This is a genomic window from Thalassospira sp. SN3W (assembly GCF_038070535.1).
Taxonomy (GTDB): domain Bacteria; phylum Pseudomonadota; class Alphaproteobacteria; order Rhodospirillales; family Thalassospiraceae; genus Thalassospira; species Thalassospira xiamenensis.
In genome coordinates this window covers 3,194,968-3,217,430 of sequence record NZ_CP121124.1, presented here as the reverse complement: position 1 = coordinate 3,217,430, position 22,463 = coordinate 3,194,968, and the positions used below count along the sequence as shown (strand labels likewise).

At 56.0% G+C, this 22,463-nt stretch carries 18 protein-coding genes; 8 read left to right on the top strand and 10 right to left on the bottom strand.

Annotation, left to right across the window (positions count from 1 at the left end):
• Positions 1 to 83 precede the first annotated feature (83 nt).
• Both P8T57_RS14565 and P8T57_RS14560 read right to left on the bottom strand, forming a co-directional pair.
• On the bottom strand, positions 84 to 1,007 hold the full coding sequence (locus tag P8T57_RS14565) for a sulfurtransferase (protein WP_341363522.1): 924 nt from the start codon (positions 1,005 to 1,007) through the stop codon (positions 84 to 86).
• Between the two features lie 146 nt (positions 1,008 to 1,153).
• Positions 1,154 to 1,879, bottom strand: coding sequence for a TetR/AcrR family transcriptional regulator (locus tag P8T57_RS14560; RefSeq protein WP_110252816.1), 726 nt, complete (start codon positions 1,877 to 1,879; stop codon positions 1,154 to 1,156).
• 325 nt (positions 1,880 to 2,204) lie between these two features.
• Here P8T57_RS14560 and P8T57_RS14555 point away from each other — a divergent pair, with 325 nt between their 5' ends.
• Together P8T57_RS14555 and argE are read left to right on the top strand one after the other, a co-directional pair.
• Positions 2,205 to 2,972: an NAD kinase gene (locus P8T57_RS14555; protein WP_037992041.1), complete on the top strand. Its 768-nt coding sequence runs from the start codon at positions 2,205 to 2,207 to the stop codon at positions 2,970 to 2,972.
• Entirely contained in the window at positions 2,969 to 4,156 is a 1,188-nt protein-coding gene (argE, locus tag P8T57_RS14550; RefSeq protein ID WP_341363521.1) for an acetylornithine deacetylase, read from the top strand. The genes P8T57_RS14555 and argE overlap by 4 nt, the downstream gene beginning before the upstream one ends.
• Before the next feature lie 57 nt (positions 4,157 to 4,213).
• On the opposite strand, the gene P8T57_RS14545 is transcribed toward argE, so the two are convergent.
• The 5 genes from P8T57_RS14545 to P8T57_RS14525 form a co-directional block, all read right to left on the bottom strand.
• Positions 4,214 to 5,242, bottom strand: coding sequence for a hypothetical protein (locus tag P8T57_RS14545; protein WP_341363520.1), 1,029 nt, complete (start codon positions 5,240 to 5,242; stop codon positions 4,214 to 4,216).
• 8 nt (positions 5,243 to 5,250) lie between these two features.
• Positions 5,251 to 6,948, bottom strand: coding sequence for a hypothetical protein (locus P8T57_RS14540; protein WP_341363519.1), 1,698 nt, complete (start codon positions 6,946 to 6,948; stop codon positions 5,251 to 5,253).
• Positions 6,948 to 7,817 carry an SH3 domain-containing protein gene (locus tag P8T57_RS14535; RefSeq protein WP_341363518.1) on the bottom strand — a complete coding sequence of 290 codons (870 nt, stop codon included), beginning with the start codon at positions 7,815 to 7,817 and terminating at the stop codon, positions 6,948 to 6,950. Before P8T57_RS14535 ends, P8T57_RS14540 begins: the two co-directional genes overlap by 1 nt.
• A gap of 390 nt (positions 7,818 to 8,207) precedes the next feature.
• Positions 8,208 to 11,354 carry an efflux RND transporter permease subunit gene (locus P8T57_RS14530; RefSeq protein WP_341363517.1) on the bottom strand — a complete coding sequence of 1,049 codons (3,147 nt, stop codon included), beginning with the start codon at positions 11,352 to 11,354 and terminating at the stop codon, positions 8,208 to 8,210.
• A 24-nt stretch (positions 11,355 to 11,378) separates the two neighbouring features.
• On the bottom strand, positions 11,379 to 12,569 hold the full coding sequence (locus P8T57_RS14525; RefSeq protein WP_114094986.1) for an efflux RND transporter periplasmic adaptor subunit: 1,191 nt from the start codon (positions 12,567 to 12,569) through the stop codon (positions 11,379 to 11,381).
• 165 nt (positions 12,570 to 12,734) lie between these two features.
• On the opposite strand from P8T57_RS14525, the gene P8T57_RS14520 reads away from it, so the two are divergent.
• The 6 genes from P8T57_RS14520 (at position 12,735) to P8T57_RS14495 (ending at position 18,059) form a co-directional block, all read left to right on the top strand.
• The gene (locus P8T57_RS14520) at positions 12,735 to 13,406 is read left to right on the top strand and encodes a TetR/AcrR family transcriptional regulator (protein ID WP_063093537.1); all 672 of its coding nucleotides are present in this window, start codon (positions 12,735 to 12,737) and stop codon (positions 13,404 to 13,406) included.
• Positions 13,407 to 13,579: 173 nt separating this feature from the next.
• Positions 13,580 to 14,740, top strand: a complete 1,161-nt coding sequence (locus P8T57_RS14515) for a hypothetical protein (protein ID WP_341363516.1) — start codon at positions 13,580 to 13,582, stop codon at positions 14,738 to 14,740.
• 17 nt (positions 14,741 to 14,757) lie between these two features.
• Positions 14,758 to 15,126: a VOC family protein gene (locus P8T57_RS14510; RefSeq protein WP_341363515.1), complete on the top strand. Its 369-nt coding sequence runs from the start codon at positions 14,758 to 14,760 to the stop codon at positions 15,124 to 15,126.
• A gap of 156 nt (positions 15,127 to 15,282) precedes the next feature.
• Positions 15,283 to 16,269: an ABC transporter substrate-binding protein gene (locus P8T57_RS14505; RefSeq protein ID WP_341363514.1), complete on the top strand. Its 987-nt coding sequence runs from the start codon at positions 15,283 to 15,285 to the stop codon at positions 16,267 to 16,269.
• A gap of 80 nt (positions 16,270 to 16,349) precedes the next feature.
• Complete coding sequence (locus tag P8T57_RS14500) at positions 16,350 to 17,129, top strand: ABC transporter ATP-binding protein (protein ID WP_341363513.1); 780 nt, start codon at positions 16,350 to 16,352, stop codon at positions 17,127 to 17,129.
• A 3-nt stretch (positions 17,130 to 17,132) separates the two neighbouring features.
• Complete coding sequence (locus P8T57_RS14495; RefSeq protein WP_341363512.1) at positions 17,133 to 18,059, top strand: ABC transporter permease; 927 nt, start codon at positions 17,133 to 17,135, stop codon at positions 18,057 to 18,059.
• 49 nt (positions 18,060 to 18,108) lie between these two features.
• Here the strand turns inward: P8T57_RS14495 and P8T57_RS14490 are convergent, their stop codons facing one another.
• The 3 genes from P8T57_RS14490 to P8T57_RS14480 form a co-directional block, all read right to left on the bottom strand.
• A complete protein-coding gene (locus P8T57_RS14490) occupies positions 18,109 to 18,744 on the bottom strand; it encodes a class I SAM-dependent methyltransferase (protein WP_341363511.1) in 636 nt (211 codons plus the stop codon).
• Between the two features lie 150 nt (positions 18,745 to 18,894).
• Positions 18,895 to 19,782, bottom strand: coding sequence for a YghX family hydrolase (gene yghX, locus P8T57_RS14485; protein ID WP_341363510.1), 888 nt, complete (start codon positions 19,780 to 19,782; stop codon positions 18,895 to 18,897).
• 224 nt (positions 19,783 to 20,006) lie between these two features.
• Positions 20,007 to 22,433, bottom strand: a complete 2,427-nt coding sequence (locus tag P8T57_RS14480) for a TonB-dependent siderophore receptor (RefSeq protein WP_341363509.1) — start codon at positions 22,431 to 22,433, stop codon at positions 20,007 to 20,009.
• Positions 22,434 to 22,463 lie beyond the last annotated feature (30 nt).

Here is a 22,463-nt window from a genome sequence, read left to right as displayed (position 1 = left end):
GAAACCTGAAAACGCACGGAACCGGGCAACCCGGTTCCGTCAAAACATCGTGTATTATAGGGGTGTTACGCCGTATTTCCGAATTATTCCGGAACGACCACGTCGCGCGACGGATCAGCCGCCCATTCGGTCATGGAGCCGTCATACATCCGGGTGTTTTTGTTGCCCATCACTTCCGAAAGGCCAAACCACGCAACCGATGCCCAATGGCCGGTATTGCAATAGGTGATTTCATCACCGTCTTTCGACACACCGGCATTTTCAACAAGGCCGCTGATCACATCGGATGCAACAAACTGGCCTTTCTGATCATCATAAAACGCCGACTGTTCGATATTGACCGCACCGGGGATCGCACCGGCACGCGCCACGACGGGGCTGGTCTGCTCGCCGCGGAACTGTGCCGACGGACGCGCATCAACCAGCGCGACACCATTTTCACGCGCCTTGGCAACATCATCGGCCGTCGCCAGAAGCTCCGGGCGGAAATTGGCATTGAATGCCAAGGTCTGCGGGGCGACCGCGTCGGTTGAAACCGGCTTGCCGGCTGCTTCCCAGGCACGCTGCCCGCCATCAAGGATGGTAACCGCATCATGGCCCAGCACCTTAAAGGTCCAGTAAACACGGGTCGCCGAACCGAAATCCGAACTGTTCTGACCGGCCGGCACAACAACAACCTGTTTGTCATTATCAATGCCAAGGCTGCCGATCCGGGCCGATATCACATCAACCGGCGGCAACTGGCCGACAACCTCGCCAACCTTGGCACGCCAGCCGAACTTGCCATAGGGCGCAAACACCGCACCCGGAATATGCCCGGCATCATAGGGGCTGCCTTCCTTGGTCAGCGAACGGATATCGACCACCACCAAAGACGGGTTTTCAAGATTATCCGAAAGCCACGCGGCATCAACCAGCGGCTTTTCGGTCAGGCGCTCGGCCTGTGCTGCCGCACCGCCAAAGACAATCGCCACTGCCGCAGCAGCAGAAAGAATAAGAGAACGCATGGGGCCTGTCTCCGATATGGTGAATTAGAAATCTGTGAAATCTATATAATCACCATCCATCTGATGTCAATTAAGATATAATAACAGTTATTTTTTGTTGTAATGACAAGCATTAGTGATTGAGCATCCACCGCAACCTTTAAACGCTAGGGCCGCAACCCATTAAGATACCGCGCATATTCGCGCGCAAACGCACCATGGGTTTCGCTGTTGCGCAAGGCAGGCGGGCGGGTCAGGAAGCCATGCAGGGCGGCAATGATGAATTCCGCAACCGATGACGGTTCGATATCGGTGCGGATGGTTTTATTGAACTGCCCATGGCCCAGATGCAGCGCCAGACCGCGCCGCCAGTATCGGTAAACCCCATCAATCCGCTTGCGTAGATTTTCATCAAGTTCCGCCGCCCCCGACGCCAGCCGTGCCAGCGGACAACCGCCTTCAAGCAGTTTCGGCGCATCCTTGGTACCAAGGCAATCCACCTGCCCCATCATCACCGGCAGGATATCATCCGCCCCGTCAAGCGGCCGCAGCCACACATCATCAATATATTGCGGCAGGCATTCCTCGATCACGGCATGGGCAAGTTTGGCCTTGCCGGGGAAATGATGATAAAGCGCTCCCTTGGTCGTGCCGGTCCGTTCCAGTATCTGATTGATTGATGCCCCGGCAAACCCGGCCATGCGGATTTCATAGAACGCCGCATCAAGGATCAGCTTGCGGGTTGCCTGCGGATTGCGGGGTTGTCGGGTCGTCGCCAGCGCATTTTGCGCATGGTCGGCAATGGCATTTTCAATCGTGCCCTCATCGACCGGATCATCCGGATGGGAAATCCGGGCCAGTGCGGCAGTAATGCTAAAGGGCGGTTTGCTCATGATTTTTATATCTTGTGCCATGTTCGATAAGGCTGCCCAAGGTTCCCCTGTTTTTGCCCCAAGGTCAATATGAGAGCACATCGAACCCAACGTGACCTTGCGCACAGTATCCCCGCGCGATCCCCGCGCGTGCGATGATGCAGCCCCTTGCAATTACATGTAAACCAGTCTCTATTACGGGATTGCGGGCCGGTGATACGGCCCCCATATCCGGCCAGAAATAAAACCGGAAACGTTCAGAACCACGCCCGGAACCACGCCCAACGCCACCCTGACACGATTATGGTGGCATGCGATGACAGGATCGCATTCGATCGGAAAGCAGATGCATATTCATTCCATCGCCTTTGTCGCCGCCGACACCAAAATTGCCCAGGACGCGATGTACCGGTTAAAGCATCGCTATGGCCATGTCTCACCGGAAACGGCGGATGTGATTGTCGCACTTGGCGGGGATGGCTTCATGCTGGAAACCCTGCATCGCTATATGGGGCGCAAGGTGCCGATCTATGGCATGAACCGGGGCACGGTCGGATTTCTGATGAATGAATTCCGTGAAATGGACCTGCCCGAACGCATTGCAGAGGCCCAGACCGTGCAACTGCACCCGCTTCAGATGGAAGCCCACACCATGCAGGGCGAAAGCATGTGCGCGCTTGCGATCAACGAAGTCTCGCTTCTGCGCGAAACCCGGCAGGCAGCAAAACTGCGCATCAAGATCGACGGGGTCGAACGGCTGGCCGAACTGGTGTGCGATGGCGCACTGGTCTGCACACCGGCCGGAAGTACGGCCTATAACCTGTCGGCCCACGGTCCGATCCTGCCGATGGGAAGCGGCCTTATGGCCCTGACCCCGATCAGCCCGTTTCGCCCGCGTCGCTGGCGCGGCGCGCTTCTGCCGCATGGGGCCGAAGTCGTTTTTGATGTGCAGGATCCGCAAAAACGTCCGGTTTCCGCCGTGGCCGATTATACCGAGGTTCGCGATGTCTCACGCGTGATCATCCGCGAAGACAGCAACATGAAAATCAAATTGCTGTTCGATCCCGAACACAATCTGGAAGAACGCATTCTTAAGGAACAATTCGTCGAATGAGTGCCGCCAACACCACCGCCATGCCGTCTGCCGCAACCCTTGACTGGCTTGCCAAACTGATCAGCCATCCAAGTGTCAGCCTGACCCCGAACCTTGCCCTGATCGAACAGGCGCAAAGCTATCTTGAAGGTCTGGGCTATCTGTGCGCGGTCGTGTTTGACGAAACCAGAAGCAAGGCCAACCTGTATGCCACCATCGGCCCGGCGGTCGATGGCGGCGTGATCCTGTCAGGCCACAGCGACGTGGTTCCGGTCGAAGGCCAAAACTGGGCATCCGACCCGTTCACCACCGATATCCGCGGCGACAAACTTTATGGCCGCGGGGCCTGCGATATGAAGGGTTTCCTGGCCTGTCTGCTGGCCAAGGCCGAAACCTTCAAAAATGCTGATCTGCGCGTGCCGATCCATCTGGCCTTCACCTATGACGAGGAAGTCGGCTGCCTTGGCGTGCCAAGCCTGGTCGAGGCAATCAACGCCCTGCCCCACAAGCCCGCCATGTGCATCGTGGGCGAACCCACCAACATGCAGGTGATTACCCAGCACAAGGGCAAATATTCCGCCCGCGCGCATTTCACCGGCCGGTCGGGCCATTCGTCGCTGCCGGGCGAAGGTGTCAATGCAGTTGAATTCGCATCCGAATTCGTGGTGTTCCTGCGCCGCCTTGGCCAAAAATTCCGCAATGAAGGCCCGCATGATGATGAATTCGTGCCCAATCACACGACCTTCCACAGCGGGGTTATCCATGGAGGCACGCAGCTCAACATCATCCCGCAGAATTGCTATGTCGATTTCGAATTCCGCAATCTTCCCAATCATGATCGCAACGAACTCAAAGGCCTGATTTTCGATTATCTCGACAACACCCTGATCCCACAAATGCGCGAAACCTATGACGATGTCGGGGTCGAAATCGAAGTCGTCTCCGACATGCCGGGCCTTGCCACCGGCGATGACGAGGAAGTTACAAAACTGGTCATGGAACTGACCGGGGCCAACACCACCGGCAAGGTCAGCTTCGGCACCGAAGCCGGTGTATTCTCGGCGATGGGCGATATCCCCACCGTCGTCTGCGGCCCCGGCAGCATCGAACAGGCCCACAAACCCGACGAATTCATCGAACTCGACCAACTCGCGCGCTGTGAAAAGTTCCTGGATAGGCTTTTGGCGGTGTTGGTGCGGAAATAGATTTTTAGCCCAGATTGCTTCAAGGAAGCAGCCTTTGACGGCTGCTTCCTTTTTTAATCAGCTATCGAACTCGATTTTCAACACATCGCGATCGATCATGTCTGACAAGGCATCACGGTTACGGGTCGCCTGTTTTCCAAGCCCCCCAAAGCCACCAAACATAACCTCGAATACAGCCGAACCAATATCTTCAAACGGTGTCGGGTACTGCGGTTCATAGGCAACTTTTAAAGTCCCCCCGGAAGCATCGAGTACTGATTTGGCCACCTCAGCCATGTCATTCTCGAACCGACTTTGGGGTGGATTTTCCGAAATTTGATGATCCAGCTTATGGAAAAGCTCTTTGCGATAGGCTGCCCCATCAAGAGCAGCCCCACTTTCCACACTGGCATATTCTGCAATCCGGTCTTTAAGCCCCCGATCCGTCAAACGCAGAGAAACCGAATTCAAATCGGCCTTCCCCATGTCATCAAGCATCCGCCCCATTGTATTAAAGCCACGCGCAGAAAAACGCTCCACTGGTGGCGCCGTGAAACGGCTGATACTGACTTCGAACTCACCATCAAGTAAATCAGGCATCGAAACCTCAACGGCCGCCAACACGTCACCTTTGGCGATATCATACTCATACTCAATACCAATATCGCCTCGCATAGCGTCCATGCCGATCAGAAACGGCGACGGTCCGCCAAATAGTCCGAACGGACTTGCTGCAATCGGAAAATCAACGTCTTCCAGCAGAAGATCGACACTTCTCAACTGGCCGCTACGTTCGTCCAAATCATAGTTCGAAACAGTTAATGCCCCAACAGTGCCCTCTGTTCCCTGCAAACTCAGTCGCAGGTTATACAAAGTCACGCTCTGCCCAATGAGGGACGCATCGATTTCACGATAACGGATGTCGCGATCAAGTTCGTTTTCACGAAGGAACCGGGCGATCTCGATCTCTGCCTCATTCGCGATATGACTTTGAAAGGCGAAATATCCCCCCACAAGAACCACAATCGCAACCAACGCGGCAATCAGCCCGACTTTTTTGCGACCTTTTCGGGAAGGCTCGGACATATGATTATTATTCTGTTCCATACCCACACCTATTCCCTTGCGCCTGACCATTGTGGATATTGTGACCGGACATAAGCCGCAACATCTTCTTTATTCATGCAAATCCGGCCATCACATTTCGTCGCCTTATCAACTGATATAACGCTATAAAGCGCGCCATCGATCTTCTGGCCGTCCCCCATGCCGGAAACAAAATACCAATCACCTTCTTCTAGCCCCTCCCCCGTCAGATAGACACGCGATGGCCATTTGGCGCGATAACCGACACTGTCGCGCTCCCCGACCTCCACAAAAGCCCGAACCGGGAATTTCCGCCCGCGTGAAAATGCAGTGGCGGCAATATCATAGGGATTGTCAAAAGACGGATTGCCATCGTGATGCAGGGCCGCAAGCTTGGCCGGAACGACACCGTCACCGGCAAGACTGTCATAAAGCTTTTGCGCTTGTGCATCCTCGCGTTCCTGCTGAACACGGCGCAGCTCTTCTTCATGGCTGCGCTGGGCAGCAAGACGCTGTTCCTCGGCCCGACGCTGCTCTTCTGCGGCCTTCCTTACTGCGGCCATATGCTGTTCACGCGCCGCAATAAACTTGGCCTCATCATGATGGACCAGCAGATAGTCAAGCTGTTCCCCAGTAAAGATTTTAACGTCGATAAATTCAGCCTTGAGTTCGTAATGTTTTGGCCAACCTGTTTTAAGACCCACACCCGAAAGCTGTGCCAAATAGGTGATGCGCACCCTATTGCCAACCGCCTGCAAACGATCTACCGCACTGCGCCCCAAATCTCCGGGCAAATAGATTTTTTGGTTAAAACTGTCCGGCAGACCTTCAAAACTGACATGAACCCGACCGCCAATTGCATTATCATCAAAATCACCGCTTCCGTAGAAACAACGGACTTCATATTGCCTCTCCGACGGAATAAAACCGCCGATGTCGAGCATCGAAGTCTCAAAATCATACTGACGGCGAACATCAAAGGTGAACGAAAACTCGAACAAATTTGATGCAGAATCTGATTTCGCAATCACCTCCGGTTTAACCTTTTTTCGCCAATCTCTCAGGTCAAACTCGTTCTTCCAGACGCCCCGATAGTCGTCGCAACTTTCCAGTGACGCGAACTGATCAATCACACGATCATCATTTAAAGCTTCCGGGTAATATTTCGCTGCAAGCCAAAAGACATTCTCGGCCGTCAAGGAAACCGGCTTCACATCTGGTTGCTTCTTCTCAACAACAACCGGCTTTTCCTGCTTTGCAACAGTCGGCGCTGGCGGCGCTTCCGGTACTTCGGTTATTTCTTTCGCTACATCGTCTTTCGGCGTCACATCCTCCGCAGTTTTTTGCGCGGGATCACCCACCGCAGCCTCAGGTGCAATAGCCCACCCACTGGCCTTCGCAATACGGAAATCGCGTGTCAGAGTCCCGGCGCTGTCGGTTACCTCGACCCTGGCCACTTCCATCTGCGGGCATTCCGCATCAAATACCTTTGCGATTGTCGGAAAAAGGGTTTCTTCCTTATCGACCAAAGGACTGTCGGCGTTGCGTGCAAGCTTCAAATGCGCATCCGCTTTGCACCAATTATCACCCCCCACACCAAACAGCTCAATGCCAAGCTTCGAGGACCGCGCGATCTGCTTCGTTTCTGCCGCTTCAACGTCAAACGGCAATGACAAAGCCACCGCTGACATTATCAGCGGTGCCAAAATAAAACGCCGATATCCCATCAACCCAGCTCCCAGACACCATCCGGCGACTTGCAGGCAGAATAGTTTTTCTGCTCGCTCTCGCTGCCGTCACTTACTGTCATGGAAACATCGCGACAGGTCGTCTGCACGATAAGGGTTTCGGTCTCAAACTCTGCGTCAAGATCAATGACATCGCTATCGCGTTCTACAACCTTTTCCTCGGCGACCTTCGCTGCTTCGGGATCTTGTGCCGTATCTGCTGCGGCCATCTGCATATCGGGGATCACGTTCGGCTCTGCCAGAAGCGTGTGATACACATACCCAATGGCCTTGCCATCACGCCCCACCAGATACCAGTTACCGTTGGCAACACTACCAACCGCATTGATCCGGTCTCCTGCCCGCAATCCTGTCAGGACATCAGAATCCGTCGAAGGCGCGGAACGCACATTGGCCCCCTTGGTGACCACACGCTCTTCACCGACAATCGTCATACCAACCGGGCTTGCCACGACTTTCGGGCGCTGCACGTCCACCTTGGCTGCAACCTGGCGGGTGTTGGTCGGAACAATTTCCGCACTTGCCCCCGTATCGGGGTTGTTCCAGGTAACCACCTCGCCATCATTTCCGGCATTAAGTGTCTGATTGGTTCTTTGCTGCACGGCTTCGGCGTCCGCCGGGTCCAGCATTCCCCCGATCCAATCGCCAATCATATAACCCGCTGTTGCCCCAATCGCTGTCGCAACAAGCTGCCCAGTGCCGTTCCCGAATTGTGCGCCAAGTATCGTTCCGCCAACCACCCCAACGATGGAGCCAACGGTCTGTCCGGTCGTTTTGTTACATCCCCCAAGGGCAAGTAAAGACATCAAAACGAGCGCGGTCGTGCCACGTAACACTGCTTTATTCATAAAAGTATGCCCCTGTTAAGCAAATCAAACGACTGTCCCTAATAAAGATTTATCGAACTAAACTTTTAGATGTCAATGCAACTTGAACACACGCAAAAGCAATTAAATTGCTTGAAAAAAACCAAGATCAGTGAAACAGAAATCGCCAATTTGCCTATCCAACACAAAGGAATAGCACCTGAGAGTTGAAACCCATTCGAATGAGTAGGGAAAATTACCCGCTTGACCTTATGACCATGTCGGGACAAAACAAAAGGGCCGGTGCAATGCACCAGCCCTTCTTACGCACGCGCAACGGCGGGGTCGGGGGACTGCGCAGACAAGTCTGCAACCGTCGCGAGCGCGCCTACAAAGCCGGTCTGTTAATTCAGACCGGCTTTGCTTTTTGGTTTATTCCGCCGGATGTTCGTGGGCGGCCTTCACATCACCGCGTTTCGAACGGCTTTTGGCGAAGGTGCCAACAATCAGCACGAAGAACAGCGGCACGAAGAAGATCGCAAGGATCGTGGCCGCAATCATGCCGCCCATCACCCCGGTCCCCACCGCGATACGCGCCCCCGCACCGGCACCGGTACTGATCGCAAGCGGCAGAACGCCCAGCGTGAACGCCATCGAGGTCATGATGATCGGACGCAGACGCTGGCGCGCGGCCTCGACCGTTGCTTCAAGCAGGCCCATCCCCTGATCATAAAGTTCGCGCGCGAACTCGACGATCAGAATGGCGTTCTTGGCCGACAGACCAATCGTGGTCAGGATCGCCACCTGGAAGTAAACGTCATCGGGAAGCCCGCGCAGCAGCGCTGCAATCACGGCCCCCAAAACGCCCAATGGCACGACCATCATCACCGAAACCGGAATGGCCCAGCTTTCATAAAGTGCGGCAAGGCACAGGAAGACCACGATCATCGACAAGGCATAAAGGGCCGGGCCCTGTTCGCCTGCTTCGCGTTCCTCATAGGAAAGCCCCTGCCATTCAAGGCCGATGCCGCCCGGAAGCTTGGCAACGATTTCCTGCATTGCCGTCATCGCATCACCCGATGCAACGCCCGGTGCCGCCTGCCCCTGAATATTGACAGACGAAAGACCGTTAAAGCGCTCCAGTCGTGGCGAGCCATAAGTCCACTGCGTGGTCGAGAAGGCCGAAATCGGCACCATCTCACCATGGCTGTTGCGCACATACCAATGATCCATATCTTCGGGCATCATGCGGTATTTCGCATCTGCCTGCATATAGACGCGCTTGACACGGCCCTTCTCGATGAAGTCGTTGACATAGCTTGAGCCCCAGGCAGTTGCCAGCGTGCGGTTGATGTCCGCAATACTGACACCCAGCGCACTGGCCTTTTCCTGATCGATATTGATGTCGAACTGTGGTGTATCATTCAGGCCGTTCGGACGCACCCCGACCAGACGCGGATCCTGTGCCGCCATGCCAAGCAACTGGTTTCGTGCCGCGATCAGGGCATCGTGCCCCGCACCGCCACGGTCCACCAACTGCATGTCAAAGCCGTTCGCCGTGCCCAGTTCGATAATCGCAGGCGGAGCAAAGGCAAAGACCATCGCTTCGCGGATCTGGGCAAAGGCACCATAGGCCCGCCCGATCACCGCCTCAACCGACTGACCGGGCGATGTCCGTTCCGACCAGTCTTTCAGGTTCACAAAGGCGATACCCGCATTCTGACCACTCCCGGCAAACGAGAAACCAGCCACGGTAAAGATACCGTTCACCACTTCCTTCTCGTCTTCCATGAAGTGCTTTTCGAGCTTCTTGAGAACCTCGACCGTCCGCTCCTGCGAGGCACCGGCCGGCAGCTGAACCATCGAGAACATGATCCCCTGATCCTCTTCCGGCAGGAACGAGCCCGGCAGACGCACGAACAGGAAGGCCAAAGCCCCGACAAGAATGCCATAAACGAACAGGTAACGCCATTTGCGGTTCACAACATGGCCGACACTGCCCTGATAGAAATTGTTGGTTTTATCAAACCCGCGGTTGAACCAGCCAAAGAAACCCTTTTTGGCATGCGGATCGCCCTTGGACGGCTTAAGCATGGTCGCGCAAAGGGCCGGTGTCAGGACAATCGCCACGATCACCGACAGCACCATCGCCGAAACAATGGTGATCGAAAACTGGCGATAAATCGCCCCGGTCGACCCGGCAAAGAACGCCATCGGCACAAACACCGCCGACAGAACCAGCGCAATACCGACAAGCGCACCGGTAATCTGGCTCATGGATTTGCGCGTTGCTTCACGCGGCGGCAAGCCGTCTTCATGCATCACGCGTTCGACGTTTTCGACCACAACGATGGCGTCATCGACCAGAAGACCAATCGCCAGCACCATGCCAAACATGGTCAGCGTGTTGATCGAATATCCGAACGCCGCCAGAACGCCAAACGTACCAAGCAGAACCACCGGCACCGCAATCGTCGGGATCAGGGTCGCGCGCCAGTTTTGCAGGAACACGAACATCACGACGAAGACAAGCGCGATGGCTTCAAACAGGGTCCGGACCACTTCCTCGATCGAAACCTTGACGAACGGGGTCGTGTCATACGGATAAACAACTTCCATCCCCTGCGGGAAGAAAGGTTTAAGCTCCTCAAGGCGGGCTTTCACCGCCTCGGCGGTGTCAAGCGCATTGGCCCCGGTTGCAAGGTTGATACCGATACCGGTAGCGGCCTGTGCATTATACCGCGCAACGACCTCGTAACTTTCGCCACCGATCTCGATGCGCGCCACATCGCCCAGACGGACCTGCGAACCATCCGTATTCACACGCAGCAGAATATTGGCGAATTCGTCAACGGTCGTAAGCTTGCTTTGCGCCGTAATCGTCGCGTTGATCTGCTGTCCCGGCACGGATGGCGCACCGCCGATCTGACCGGCCGTGACTTCCGTGTTCTGCGCTTCGATTGCCGAACTGACATCGGAAACCGTCAGGTTATAGGAAATCAGCTTGTTCGGATCGAGCCAGATGCGCATCGCATGCTGCGCACCAAACACCTGAACCGAACCGACACCGTTCACACGTGCAATCGGGTCTTCGATGGTCGATACCACAAAGTCCGAAAGGTCTTCGGCATTCATCGAACCATCGGCCGACACAAAGCCCGCCACCATCAGGAACGAACCGCTTGATTTCGAAACCGTGATGCCCTGCTGCTGAACTTCGCTTGGCAGGCGCGACATGGCGGCCTGCAACTTGTTCTGCACCTGCACCTGCGCGATATCGGGATCGGCTTCCGGTTCAAAGGTCAGGGTGATGGATGCACTCCCCGTCGCACTACTGTTCGACGACATATAGCGCAGGTAATCCAGCCCGTTCATTTCCTGTTCGATGACCTGCGTCACCGTGTTTTCAACGGTTTCCGCCGAAGCACCCGGATAGGTCGCCTCGATCTGCACCGATGGCGGCGCAATCGACGGATATTGCTCGATCGGCAGCTGCAAAATGGACAGCCCCCCCGCCAGCATGATCACCAGGGCCACAACCCAGGCGAAGACGGGGCGATCAATAAAAAACTTTGCCATTAGAAATCGTCCTTAATCGTCAGCTTACTGGGCTGAACCTTGGGCGGTACCCTGGCCAGCATTCGCATTCTCGACAGGCTGCGCCGTTACCGGCGCCCCCGGTGCGATACGCTGAATGCCATCGACGATCAGCTGTTCGCCATCCGAAACACCGTCTGTCACGACCCAGTTCTCGCCTTGCGACTGTTCGATCTGGATATCCTTGGAAACGACCTTGCCGTCACCGATGGTGTAAACATATGCCGTGCCATCCGGGCGGCGCATCACGGCTTTCTGCGGCACAAGGAAGGCCCCATCAAGCTTGCCCTGACGCACCTGTCCACGCACGAACATGCCCGGCAGCAACACACCATCCGGGTTCGGGAAAACCGCGCGCAGACGGATCGTTCCGGTGGTTTCATTCACCGATACGTCGGAAAACTGCAACGTCCCGGTATGGGGATATTCAACACCGGTCGCATCAATGATCAGGGCAACTTCGATCTTGCCGTTTTCAACACCCTGAATGCGGCCGTTCTGGATCGCCTGCTTGATCTTCATTAACCGGCCACCGGCCTGCGTCACATCAACATAGATCGGGTCAAGCTGGGTGATCGTGGTCAGTGCTTCGGTCTGGTTGGCGGTCACAAGCGCACCTTCGGTCACATCAGACGAACTGATCTGGCCGGAAATCGGGGCGGTTACGGTGGTGTATTCCACATTGATCCGCGCCTGATCGACCTGCGCACGCGCGGCGGCAACCGCGGCTTTTGCCTGGGCTTCTGCCGAAATCGCATCGTCAAAGGTCTGCTCGGAAACCGCCTGGGTTTTCACAAGACTTTCGTATCGCTTGCGGGTTTTGGTCGTCTGATCAAGTGTCGCGCGCTGCTTGGCAAGCTCCGCCTGTGCCGCGTCAAGTTCCGCCATGTAAACGGCCTGATCAATCATATAAAGCTGCTGACCGGCTTCAACAAACGCGCCTTCGGTAAAGTTGCGTTCCTTGATGATACCATCGACCTGCGGGCGCACGGCAGCCTTGCGGAAGGCAACGGTACGACCCGGCATTTCCTCGATCAGACCAACGGTCTGCGCTTCAAGTGTCACGGTACCAACCGGCGTTGCCTGCGGTTGCTGCTGTGCGCTGGCATCCGACTGTTGCGCTTCTTTCTGCTCGTCACAGGCCGCAACCATCAATGCAAGCACAGCAACGCCTGCAAGTTTCAAACAAGATCGCATCGACAAAATGATTTTCCTTCTCACAGTCCTGTAAGCAGCGCTGCCGTGCCGGGGAATATCAGGCAGCTTTGCCATTGAATTATTAAATACTGTACGGTACAGTACACATTGTGCACTGCACGATCAAGAGCCAAAAACAACGTCGACAGAAAAGATCGAAAAACCATGAGCGAAACGTCAGAAACCCAAGGAAAACAATCCAGTCGCGGCTTCGCACGGCGACGCGCGATGATGGATGCTGCATGGCAGCTTCTGCTGGAGAAAGGCTTTTCTGGCGTTACGCTAAATGACGTAATTTCTCGATCCGGTGGCTCCCGTACAACTCTCTACGAGGCATTTGGCGGAAAGGATGGGTTGCTGACTGCCGTTATGACAGAACGGTGCATGGCGTTTTCCGCGGAATTGCATATTTCGCTGGAATCCAATCTCCCCCCTCGTGACGCTTTGACCGACTTCGCCTTTAAACTATCGACCAAGATACTAACCGAGGAAGCCGTTCGCTTCACGCAGATTCTGTTCTCCGAAGGACAGCATTTCATACCAATGGTTGAGAAGTTCCTTGAAGTCGGCCCCGAAAGCACGCGCAAACACCTTGCAAACTACCTGAAACGCCAGAATGACCTTGGTAATCTTGTCATCGACGATCCCGATCATTATGCCGAAATTTTCGATGCGATGATTGTCGGCGACTGGCAGAATCAGGTGATGAAAATGATCTCTCCTCCGAAACTCAGCGAAGAAGAGATCACAAAAAGGGTCAAACGCGCCGTCGAGGTCTTCCTGTGCGGGGTCACCGTCGAAAGCAAGCGTGACAAAATCGGCTGCGCCACCGACTGACCGGCAACGCCCCCATGCTTTCCAGATGACAGCCAGGACAAGATGTGATCCATGTCATACTTGTGTCCTTCTGCTGTGCTTCGCCTGTCCTCACCACAATCCCTGCCCCATCTTCACCAAATTTGCGCTAAATAATGGAACCGTTCAAACCATTACCCATAGGGGTCTTGATCATGCCTGTACGCCGTATTGTCATCGGCATTGGTGTTTCTCTGATTTCCATTTGCGCCGCCGGTGCAAATGCCTTTGCGCTTGAAACGCAAAAGGCGCGCGAAATCATGGATGGAATCCTGATGCAAAACGGCATTTCCGCAACCGAAACATCCGCGGAAAACAGCAACGGTACGGTCACCTTCACCTATGACGGTGTGCGCCTTGATCTCAGTGGCTACAGCACCGCGCGTGAACTGGCCCTTGAAGATGTCCGGGTAACGCTAAGCGATACCGATATCGCCAATCAGGTCGATATCGACATTGCCCTGCCCGAACGCGGAAAGATGCTGGCCGATGCCAGCAGTGACCAGCGCGAACTGACCATGCGCAAGGCACTCGGCAGCCTGCGCTGGAACTATATAAACGGCACGGCGGTCAATTTCACCGGCGGCGCCGATTTCCTGATTGGCGATGAACCGATCACGCGCAAACACTGGCTGATGAACGGACTTGTCATTCGATGGCTGCCTGACGAAGCCCGGATTTCCTGGCAGGCCGCCGAATGGACCGGCCCGAACCGGGAAAAACGCGGCGCGGTCAAATCGACAAGCTTCCTGCTCTATCCCGGCGAAAATGGCGAAACCCATCTTGACTACGCCCATGATGGCCTTTGGCTGCCAAGCCTGCTGCAACCGCGCACCGTGCGCATCAAAAGCAGCAGCACCGGCCTGCCATGGCTCGAAGCCAAACCAGTCATTGAAAAGGGCTTCAATGATATGCTGACCGGTCTTGCGCCGCGCGCCGCCCGCCGCCAGATCGCCAACGAGCTTTGGCAAAAGGCCGCCGATAACGGTGCCCCGGTCAAGATTGATGAAATCTATGTCGAAGGCCGCGGCCTCGAAGCACTGGGCAAGGGTGAATTCATCGCCCAGCAGGCCGCGCGCTACGGCTTTGCAGGCCAGCTTGACCTTGACCTGATCGGACGCGAACGCCTTCAGGACCTGATCGGCACCCCGCAAAGCCCGACCCTGCTGGGCGCGCTGGTGCCCTTTGCCGTCGATGGGCTTGCCGCCGGTGAACCCGGCCAACAAGGCATGACGAATTACGATGTCGAACTGTTGCGCGATGGCCGGATTGTCGTGAATGGCGTAACGGTATTCAGCGCCGCAAGTGGCAGCTGATAACAACGGAAAACCTGATGCCGACGACCTGCAACCGGATCGTGATCTACACAAAAAAGATCGACGAAATGGTCCATTTCTACTGCGATCTTTTCGTCTATCAGGCCATCCGCCTCGAAGGTGACCGCATCGTCGAACTCAGGCCCGCCCTTGATGGGCTGATCCTGATGCTCCATCCCGCGGGCAAGGGCCAGAAAGAAGGCCAGTCGCTCATCAAACTGGTCTTTGACGTCAAGAATGTTGAAGCCTTCCGCAAGCAACTGGTGGCCCGTGGCGTTGATGTCGGCCCGATCCATCAGGCGGATGGCTATCAATTCGCCAATATGAAAGACCCGTCCGGAAATCCGGTTTCGATTTCCAGCCGGGCCTTTGCAATCCGTTCCTGACCGGGCTCAGATACCCTGCCCGTATGCTCCCTCATTCCCGGCAATGCTTTGTGCCCCGTGTGACATCCTGTTGACGGATAATGCGGAACTTCGCATGATCCGGTGGCACGGTCGGCCTGCCACATGCCGACCCAATAAATCAGGGAGCCTCATTCAATGAAACTTTTCAAATCCGGTGCGCTTTCAGGCCTTCTGATCGCGGGTACAATGATTGCCGCCATGAACAGTGCATCCGCCGAACCGATCAGGGTCGGCATCGCCAATTTCGGTGAACATCCGCAGCTTAACGCGTCCATCGTGGGCTTCAAGGAAGCCATGGCCGCCAACGGCTTTGCCGAGGGCACGGATGTTGTCTATTCCGAAAGCCACACCAATTTTGATGCGTCTCTGGTGCCCCAGATGATCGCGAAATTGCAGGCCGAAAACCCCAAACTGATCTATACCATCACCACCCCGGTCTCCCAGATCGCCAAAAAGGCACTGGCGGGTTCGGGCATTCCAATCGTGTTTTCCGCCGTGACCGATCCGGTGGCCGCCAAACTGGTCCCGTCTTGGGATAAGGGCGACGAAGGCATGACCGGCGCGTCCGATCTTCAGGACATCGCAGCCGTTCTTGAATTCACCCACAAATTCCTGCCCGATGCCAAACGCCTTGCCGTGCCCTATAACCCGGGCGAAGCCAATGATGTTGCCCTGCTTGAAAAGGTTCAGGAACTCGCCCCCGCCGCGGGCTTTACCGTCGTTCCGGTCGGCATCGATAACGTCAATGACATTCAGCAACGCATCACCGCCGTCGCGGGCAAGGCCGATGTCATCTATACCCCGGCCTCAAACCTGATCCAGCCGGCGATTGCTGCGGTATCCGCCGCTGCGCGTCAGATCAGCATCCCGATTGTCAATTCCGATAGCTCGGCGGTTGCCAATGGCACCGTGCCTGCCAGCTTCTCGGTCGATTACGAACAGGTCGGCCTGAATGCCGGTAAAATTGCGGCTGAAATCCTCAATGGCAAGGACCCGGCGACCATTCCGCCATCCGCACCATCCTATGAAAACCACGCCCCGATGATTTCGAAAAAGGCCTCCGCCGCCTTTGGCATCGAAATCCCGGCCGAATTCAACGACTGCGGCTGCATCGTCGAATAAATTCCGGCCTCGTCTTTTTGTTGGCGCCCCGCATTCCGGCATCACCGGGGGGCGCCAATTTTGCTTTACGGAGGATACGGATGCTTGAAATCCGGTCTGCACGAAAAACCTTTTATAAAGGCCAGCCCGACGAAAAGATCGCGCTGGACGACCTGTCGCTTACTCTCCAGACCGGCGAATTCGGTGTTGTCATCGGCTCCAACGGGGCGGGCAAAAGCACGATGCTAAACGCCATTTCCGGCGCAATGCCCCTTGATCGCGGCCAGATCCTGATCAATGGCGATGATGTCACCAATATGCCCGTGCATAAACGCGCCATGCGCATTGCGCGCGTGTTTCAGGACCCGATGCTCGGCACTGCTGCCAGCATGACGGTGGCCGAAAACATGCTTCTGGCCGAACTGCGCAGCAAAAGCCGCACCTTCGCCCGTGGCCTTAATGCCAAACGCCTTTCGGATTACAAGGAACGCCTGTCGGTCCTGGGTCTTGGCCTTGAAAACCGGCTTGATACCCGTGTTGAACTGCTCTCGGGCGGGCAACGTCAATCGCTATCTCTCATCATGGCGGTCGGCGGATCGCCCGATCTGCTGTTGCTTGATGAACATACGGCCGCCCTTGATCCGCGCACCGCCGATCTTGTCATGGGGGCAACCGTGCGTGCGGTTGACGCCCTTAAACTCACCACCCTGATGGTCACGCACAACATGCAGCACGCAGTCGATTACGGCCATCGCGTCATCATGCTGGATGCCGGAAAGGTCAAACTGGAAATCGGCGGCGAAGAAAAGGCCGATGTCACGGTGGCAAAGCTGATCGATCATTTCTCGGTCAAGTCTGACGCCATGTTGCTGGGGGCCTGATTGATGATGGAATTCCTTTCTTCGACCTTCACAAGCTATGTGGCACTCGTACCCGTGACATTGGCCCAAAGCCTTATTCTGGCTTTCGTCGTTATGGGCATCATGATCCCGTTCCGCACCCTGCATTTCCCCGACCTCACCAGCGAAGGCGCCTATCCGCTGGGCGGCTGTGTTGCCGGGGTATTGATTGCCGCCGGGGTCAATCCGGCCCTGGCGATCGTCGCTGCCCTTCTGTGTGGTTTTGCTGCTGGTTGCTGTACCGCACTGATCCATCTGCGGTTCCGCATTCACACGCTTCTGGCCGGGATACTGATGATGACAATGCTTTACAGCATCAATCTGCGCATCATGGGCAAATCGAACCTGTCGATCTTTGGCACCGGTTCGGTCTTTGACTGGGCACCTTTTGTCACACCGGGCTTCCCGGCGGCCAAGATCATCATTGCCGGGATCATCGGCGCTGCCGTGTTCGTGGCGCTCAACTGGTTCTTTAAAACCGAAAAGGGCACGGCCATGCGCGCCGTCGGTTCCAACCCGGCCATGGCAGAGGCCCAAGGCATTTCCGTCTGGATATCCACCATCGGCGGTGTCGGCCTTGCCAGCGCCTTTTCGGCCACCAGCGGCGCATTGATGGTCCAGTCACAGGGCTTTGCCGATGTGAATATGGGCCTTGGCATCCTGATCAACGGTCTGGCCGCGCTTATGATCGGCGAGGCCATCGTTGGCAAACACAGCGTCTTCCGACAGCTCCTCGCCCCCTTTGTCGGTGCGATCATCTATTATCAGCTGGTGTCACTGTGCCTGGCGGCAGGTATGCCACCGCCCGACCTGAAACTGGCAACCGGGCTTTTCGTTCTCGCCATGCTGGCCCTGCCCAGCCTCAAACGCGGGCGCGGCGGCACACCCGCCCGCGAAAAGTTCCGCGAATGAAAGACAAGGGCGGGGTCAATTGGCCCCGCCCTTTCCATGTCGTCAGAAATCAACCACGCTGCAAAAACAGCACGATATCCTTCACTTCCGCTTTCTCCCCCTCCGGCCCGGTAACGTTGCGCACCGCGTACCCGGCCTTGTGCAAAATCCACTCATCGGGTCTAAGATCAAGCCCGTCCAGCTCTTCCTGAAGGGTCGGGAACTGATGTTCGCCATTTCCCTTCCGCCATGGCGGGGCCGATGCGTGCGCGATACACAGGAAATATCCGCCCGGCACCAGCTTTGCCATTGCACGCCGAAGAATATCGGCCCGTGCAAGGGCAACCGGCGACTGGAAATAGGATGCGGTGACAAGGTCATATTCCCCGTCCGGTATTTCGCGTTCCAGATCGCAGGCGACAAACAGCACCCGGCCAGAAAAATCACTCCCCACCAGACGCTCCTGCGCCCGCGCAATCGCGGTTTTCGAAATATCAGCCCCTGTCACATCCCAGCCCCGCCCGGCCAGCCAAAGCGCATCATCCCCATGCGAACAGCCGATATCCAATGCCCGCCCCGGCGTCAGGTCGGCCGCATACCGCACCAGCAACTCCCCCGGATTACCCGAATAATCGGTCTTTTTTGTCCGATAATGATCTTCCCAGAATTCAACCGGGTTTTCCGCCCTTTCGGTCGCGTTTTGCATCGGAAATGCTCCTTCATCACAAGCCATATCGAATCATGTAACTTATGATGTATCGTAAAAGCCATTCCCGTCAAGCCATCCCCGAAAACAAAACAGCCCGGCGGAATACTAACCACCGGGCTGTGATCGAATGTGCGGGCTGCGACGCGCTTAGCTCAGATACTTATTAAACCACGCAATCGTGCGATCCCACGCAAGCTTCGCCTGTTCCTCGTCATAGCGAGGCGTTGAATCATTATGGAACCCGTGATTGGCACCGGGATAGATATAGGCCTCATAAACCTTGTTATGTTCCTTCAATGCCGCCTCATATGCGGGCCATCCTTCATTGATCCGCGTGTCCAGTTCGCCAAAATGCAACAGCAACGGCGCCTGAATGCGCGGTACATCGGCGACGTCCGCCTGACGACCATAAAACGGCACCGCCGCCCTCAGTTCCGGATAAGCCACCGCCGCCGCATTCGAAACACCCCCGCCATAACAAAAACCGGTAATGCCGATCTTGCCGGTGGTCGCCTCGTGCGCGGTCAGGAATTCGATGGCGGCAAAGAAATCGTTCATCAATTTGGTCGGGTCGACCTGTCGCTGCAATTCCCGGCCCTTGTCATCATTGCCCGGATATCCGCCAACCGATGTCAGCCCATCCGGGGCAAGGGCAATAAAACCGGCCTTGGCCACCCGGCGCGCCACATCCTCGATATAGGGATTAAGCCCGCGATTTTCGTGCACCACCACCACGCCGGGCACCTTGCCCGTCAGATTTGCCGGCTTCACCATATAGCCCCGCACCTCGCCATGGCCGTTGGGCGACGGATACATGATATATTCGGCGACAATATCGGGATCGGTAAACTCAACCTGTGTCGCAAGTGCATAGTCCGGACTAAGCGACGCCAGAACCGACATTGCGGTGACCCCACCGACGGTATATTTCGCAGCCCGGTCAAGAAATTCGCGCCGCGAAATGATCCCGTGCGCATAAAAATCATAAAGCTCAAGCAATTGCGGCGAGAAATCTTTGGCCGTCAAACGGTTCATCACAGGCTCCCTTCGGTATTAACCGGGGCGGAAATCATGAGTTTGGTGGCAGGAATGCGAAAAGTTTTCGGCAATCCGCATCGGCAGGCAAATCACAAATCCGCTATCGGTGAACCAGTTCACCTCCTCCCCCATTCCAGCGCGAAAATGCGCAAACCAAAAACGGCCGCCCCGATGGGACGACCGTCTTTTACAAACCGGCGGATGCTTCAAAGCACCTTGGCCTACCAGCTATATTTCAACGTCGCCAGAACCGTGCGACCCTCGCCATAGAAACGGCTGCCAAACGTGTTGGACGATACATATTCCCGATCAAGCAGGTTGGTCGCATTGACCGCAAGGCTGACATTGTCCGTCACCATATAATTCACCATGGCATCCACCACCGTATGCGATCCCAGCAGATCGGCATTGGCATCATTGTTATAGCGTGACCCGACAAAACGCAGGCCCCCACCAATCGTCAGATCACCAAACACCCCATGTTCGGGAATGGTATAATCAAGCCACGCCGACGCGGTATGTTCAGGAACGTTTGACGGCCGGTTACCGACATTGGCCGTCACCACATCGTCTTTGATTTCGGCATCAAGATAGGTATAGGCCAGCGTCAGGTTGGTCCGCGCGTCAAGCGACATCTTGCCTTCAAGCTCAAGCCCCCGCGAATTGATCTCGCCAATCTGCTGATAGGTCGACGTCGTGGAATTCCACTGCGAAACGTTTTCCTGCGTCAGATCAAACAGGGCCGCGGTGAACATCGCATCAATCGCGGTCGGCTGATATTTGATACCAACCTCGTATTGTGTGCCTTCCTGTGGCGCGGTCCCGTCCGGGCGGGATGCCGCACTGCCATAAACCGGCTGGAAGGATTCCGAATAGTTCCCGTAAACTGAAACCTCGTCCGTCGCCTTATAGGTTAGGCCAACGCGCGATGTGAATTTATGGTCGTCACGTTCGTCAAGCGTTCCGCTGCTGATCGTGTCCGTATCGCTTTGGACATAATCGAAACGCCCACCGACGGCGGCGATCCAGTCATCGGCAATCGTAAGCTGTTCCTGCGCATAAAGCCCATAGGCCGCCTGCGTGATTTCCGTGTCCGAACTGCTGGTAAAGTTGATGCATGAAAGCCCGCAATAAGCCGGGTTATAGGGATCAATCGGCGATGCCGTCCCGTCAAAACGTTTTTCCCGGTTCTGATCCCGGTTGAAGTCAAAACCCACCAGCGTCTTGCTATCGAACGTTTCATTGATTTCGGTATCGTATTGCACCTGGTTGTCGACAGCGAAACGATCAAGCTCGCCGTAAATCGCAAAAGCCCAACGATTGCCAAGCGGCGTGGTGTCGTTCAGATAAACCGTCTCGTAATCAAGATCGACATGGGTATATCGCGCGTTCTGCCGGAATTGCAGTTTGTCGGTAATCTGGTGCGAGAACTCGTAACCGATATTGGTTTCTTCGGTATCGAAAGTGTTGAAATCCGGTTCACCGAAAAACGCATTGCGGCTGGTTTCGATCCCGGTCGGGAAGCCATAACCCAGATTGCTTTCGCGGTTGCTGTAACTGGTCAGGATCGTCAATTCCGTACCTGCCTTCGGCTTATAGGTAAAGGCAGGTGCCACATAAATGCGGTCATCCTGCGAATAATCCTGTTCGCGTTCCGCATCCTGCCAAAGCCCGGTCAGTCGATAGGTCCAGTTGCTGCCTTCCGCAACCGGCCCGGTCACATCGCCGCCACCTCGAACATGATCTTCGCCAAAGGTCGTGAAAACCTCTCCCCCCGCTTCATCCTGCGGGCGCTTGGTAATCAAATTCACCAGGCCCCCCGGCCCGTTCATGCCAAACAGGCTCGATGTCGATCCTTTCAGGACATCAACCTGCTGAAGGCCATAGGGTTCCTGGCGGGCGGTTGTGAAGTTATAGGTCCGCGACGACAATCCATCGCGATAGGTCGAAAGCGACGAATAAAATCCCCGGATACGGATATAGTCATACCGCACATCCGATCCGTATTCGCCCGCCTGCACGCCTGCACTATAGGCCACCGCCTGCTGCACATCCTGCACATTGCGCGTTTCCAGTTCCTTCTGCGTCACGACAGAAACGGCGGCGGAATCATCCAGAATCGGCGTATCGGTTTTCGATGCGGTGCGCGACCGGCTGGCAACAACGCTGTCGCGTGTCGGACCCATCGGGCCATAGGCCGCCTCTGCATTGCCCTCCACCCGGATCGGATCAAGAACCTCGCCTTCGGCCGCCCCACCGGTTACGACCTGCTCGACCACCACCGTGCCGTCATCGGAAATATTATAACTCAGGCCACTTCCGGCAAACAGCCGGTCCAGCGCCTGCTGCGATGTCATGCTGCCGCTGACCGCAGGCGCATCAATCCCGCGCACAAGCGCCCCATCCACCGTGATCTGAAGCCCCGACTGCTGCCCGAACTGCGTCAGCGCACTGGTCATCGACTGTGTGGGGATATCAAACGCATGTGACGCGCCAAGGACCCCCGCCCCGCTTTGCGCCACCTGTTGCTGTGCCATCGCCGGTGCAGCAATCAATACCGGCACCAATGCGCTTGTCACCAAAAGCGCGCCTGCGAAAACCGTCTGTCTGCTGCGGCTCCGCATGCCCGCCTTACCCCCTGTGGTCATTCCGTCATCTCCGTTCTGCGTCATATCCAT

Bases quoted from the DNA above. Each gene is read 5' to 3' on its own strand.
- P8T57_RS14490 (WP_341363511.1), bottom strand. From the start codon at position 18,744: ATGCAAAACGCGACCGAAAGGGCGGAAAACCCGGTTGAATTCTGGGAA.
- P8T57_RS14565 (WP_341363522.1), bottom strand. From the start codon at position 1,007: ATGCGTTCTCTTATTCTTTCTGCTGCTGCGGCAGTGGCGATTGTCTTT.
- yghX (WP_341363510.1), bottom strand. From the start codon at position 19,782: ATGAACCGTTTGACGGCCAAAGATTTCTCGCCGCAATTGCTTGAGCTT.
- P8T57_RS14555 (WP_037992041.1), top strand. From the start codon at position 2,205: ATGCATATTCATTCCATCGCCTTTGTCGCCGCCGACACCAAAATTGCC.
- P8T57_RS14495 (WP_341363512.1), top strand. From the start codon at position 17,133: ATGATGGAATTCCTTTCTTCGACCTTCACAAGCTATGTGGCACTCGTA.
- P8T57_RS14500 (WP_341363513.1), top strand. From the start codon at position 16,350: ATGCTTGAAATCCGGTCTGCACGAAAAACCTTTTATAAAGGCCAGCCC.
- P8T57_RS14545 (WP_341363520.1), bottom strand. From the start codon at position 5,242: ATGGAACAGAATAATAATCATATGTCCGAGCCTTCCCGAAAAGGTCGC.
- P8T57_RS14535 (WP_341363518.1), bottom strand. From the start codon at position 7,817: ATGAATAAAGCAGTGTTACGTGGCACGACCGCGCTCGTTTTGATGTCT.
- P8T57_RS14525 (WP_114094986.1), bottom strand. From the start codon at position 12,569: ATGCGATCTTGTTTGAAACTTGCAGGCGTTGCTGTGCTTGCATTGATG.
- P8T57_RS14480 (WP_341363509.1), bottom strand. From the start codon at position 22,433: ATGACCACAGGGGGTAAGGCGGGCATGCGGAGCCGCAGCAGACAGACG.
- P8T57_RS14515 (WP_341363516.1), top strand. From the start codon at position 13,580: ATGCCTGTACGCCGTATTGTCATCGGCATTGGTGTTTCTCTGATTTCC.
- P8T57_RS14510 (WP_341363515.1), top strand. From the start codon at position 14,758: ATGCCGACGACCTGCAACCGGATCGTGATCTACACAAAAAAGATCGAC.
- P8T57_RS14505 (WP_341363514.1), top strand. From the start codon at position 15,283: ATGAAACTTTTCAAATCCGGTGCGCTTTCAGGCCTTCTGATCGCGGGT.
- argE (WP_341363521.1), top strand. From the start codon at position 2,969: ATGAGTGCCGCCAACACCACCGCCATGCCGTCTGCCGCAACCCTTGAC.
- P8T57_RS14540 (WP_341363519.1), bottom strand. From the start codon at position 6,948: ATGGGATATCGGCGTTTTATTTTGGCACCGCTGATAATGTCAGCGGTG.
- P8T57_RS14520 (WP_063093537.1), top strand. From the start codon at position 12,735: ATGAGCGAAACGTCAGAAACCCAAGGAAAACAATCCAGTCGCGGCTTC.
- P8T57_RS14560 (WP_110252816.1), bottom strand. From the start codon at position 1,879: ATGAGCAAACCGCCCTTTAGCATTACTGCCGCACTGGCCCGGATTTCC.
- P8T57_RS14530 (WP_341363517.1), bottom strand. From the start codon at position 11,354: ATGGCAAAGTTTTTTATTGATCGCCCCGTCTTCGCCTGGGTTGTGGCC.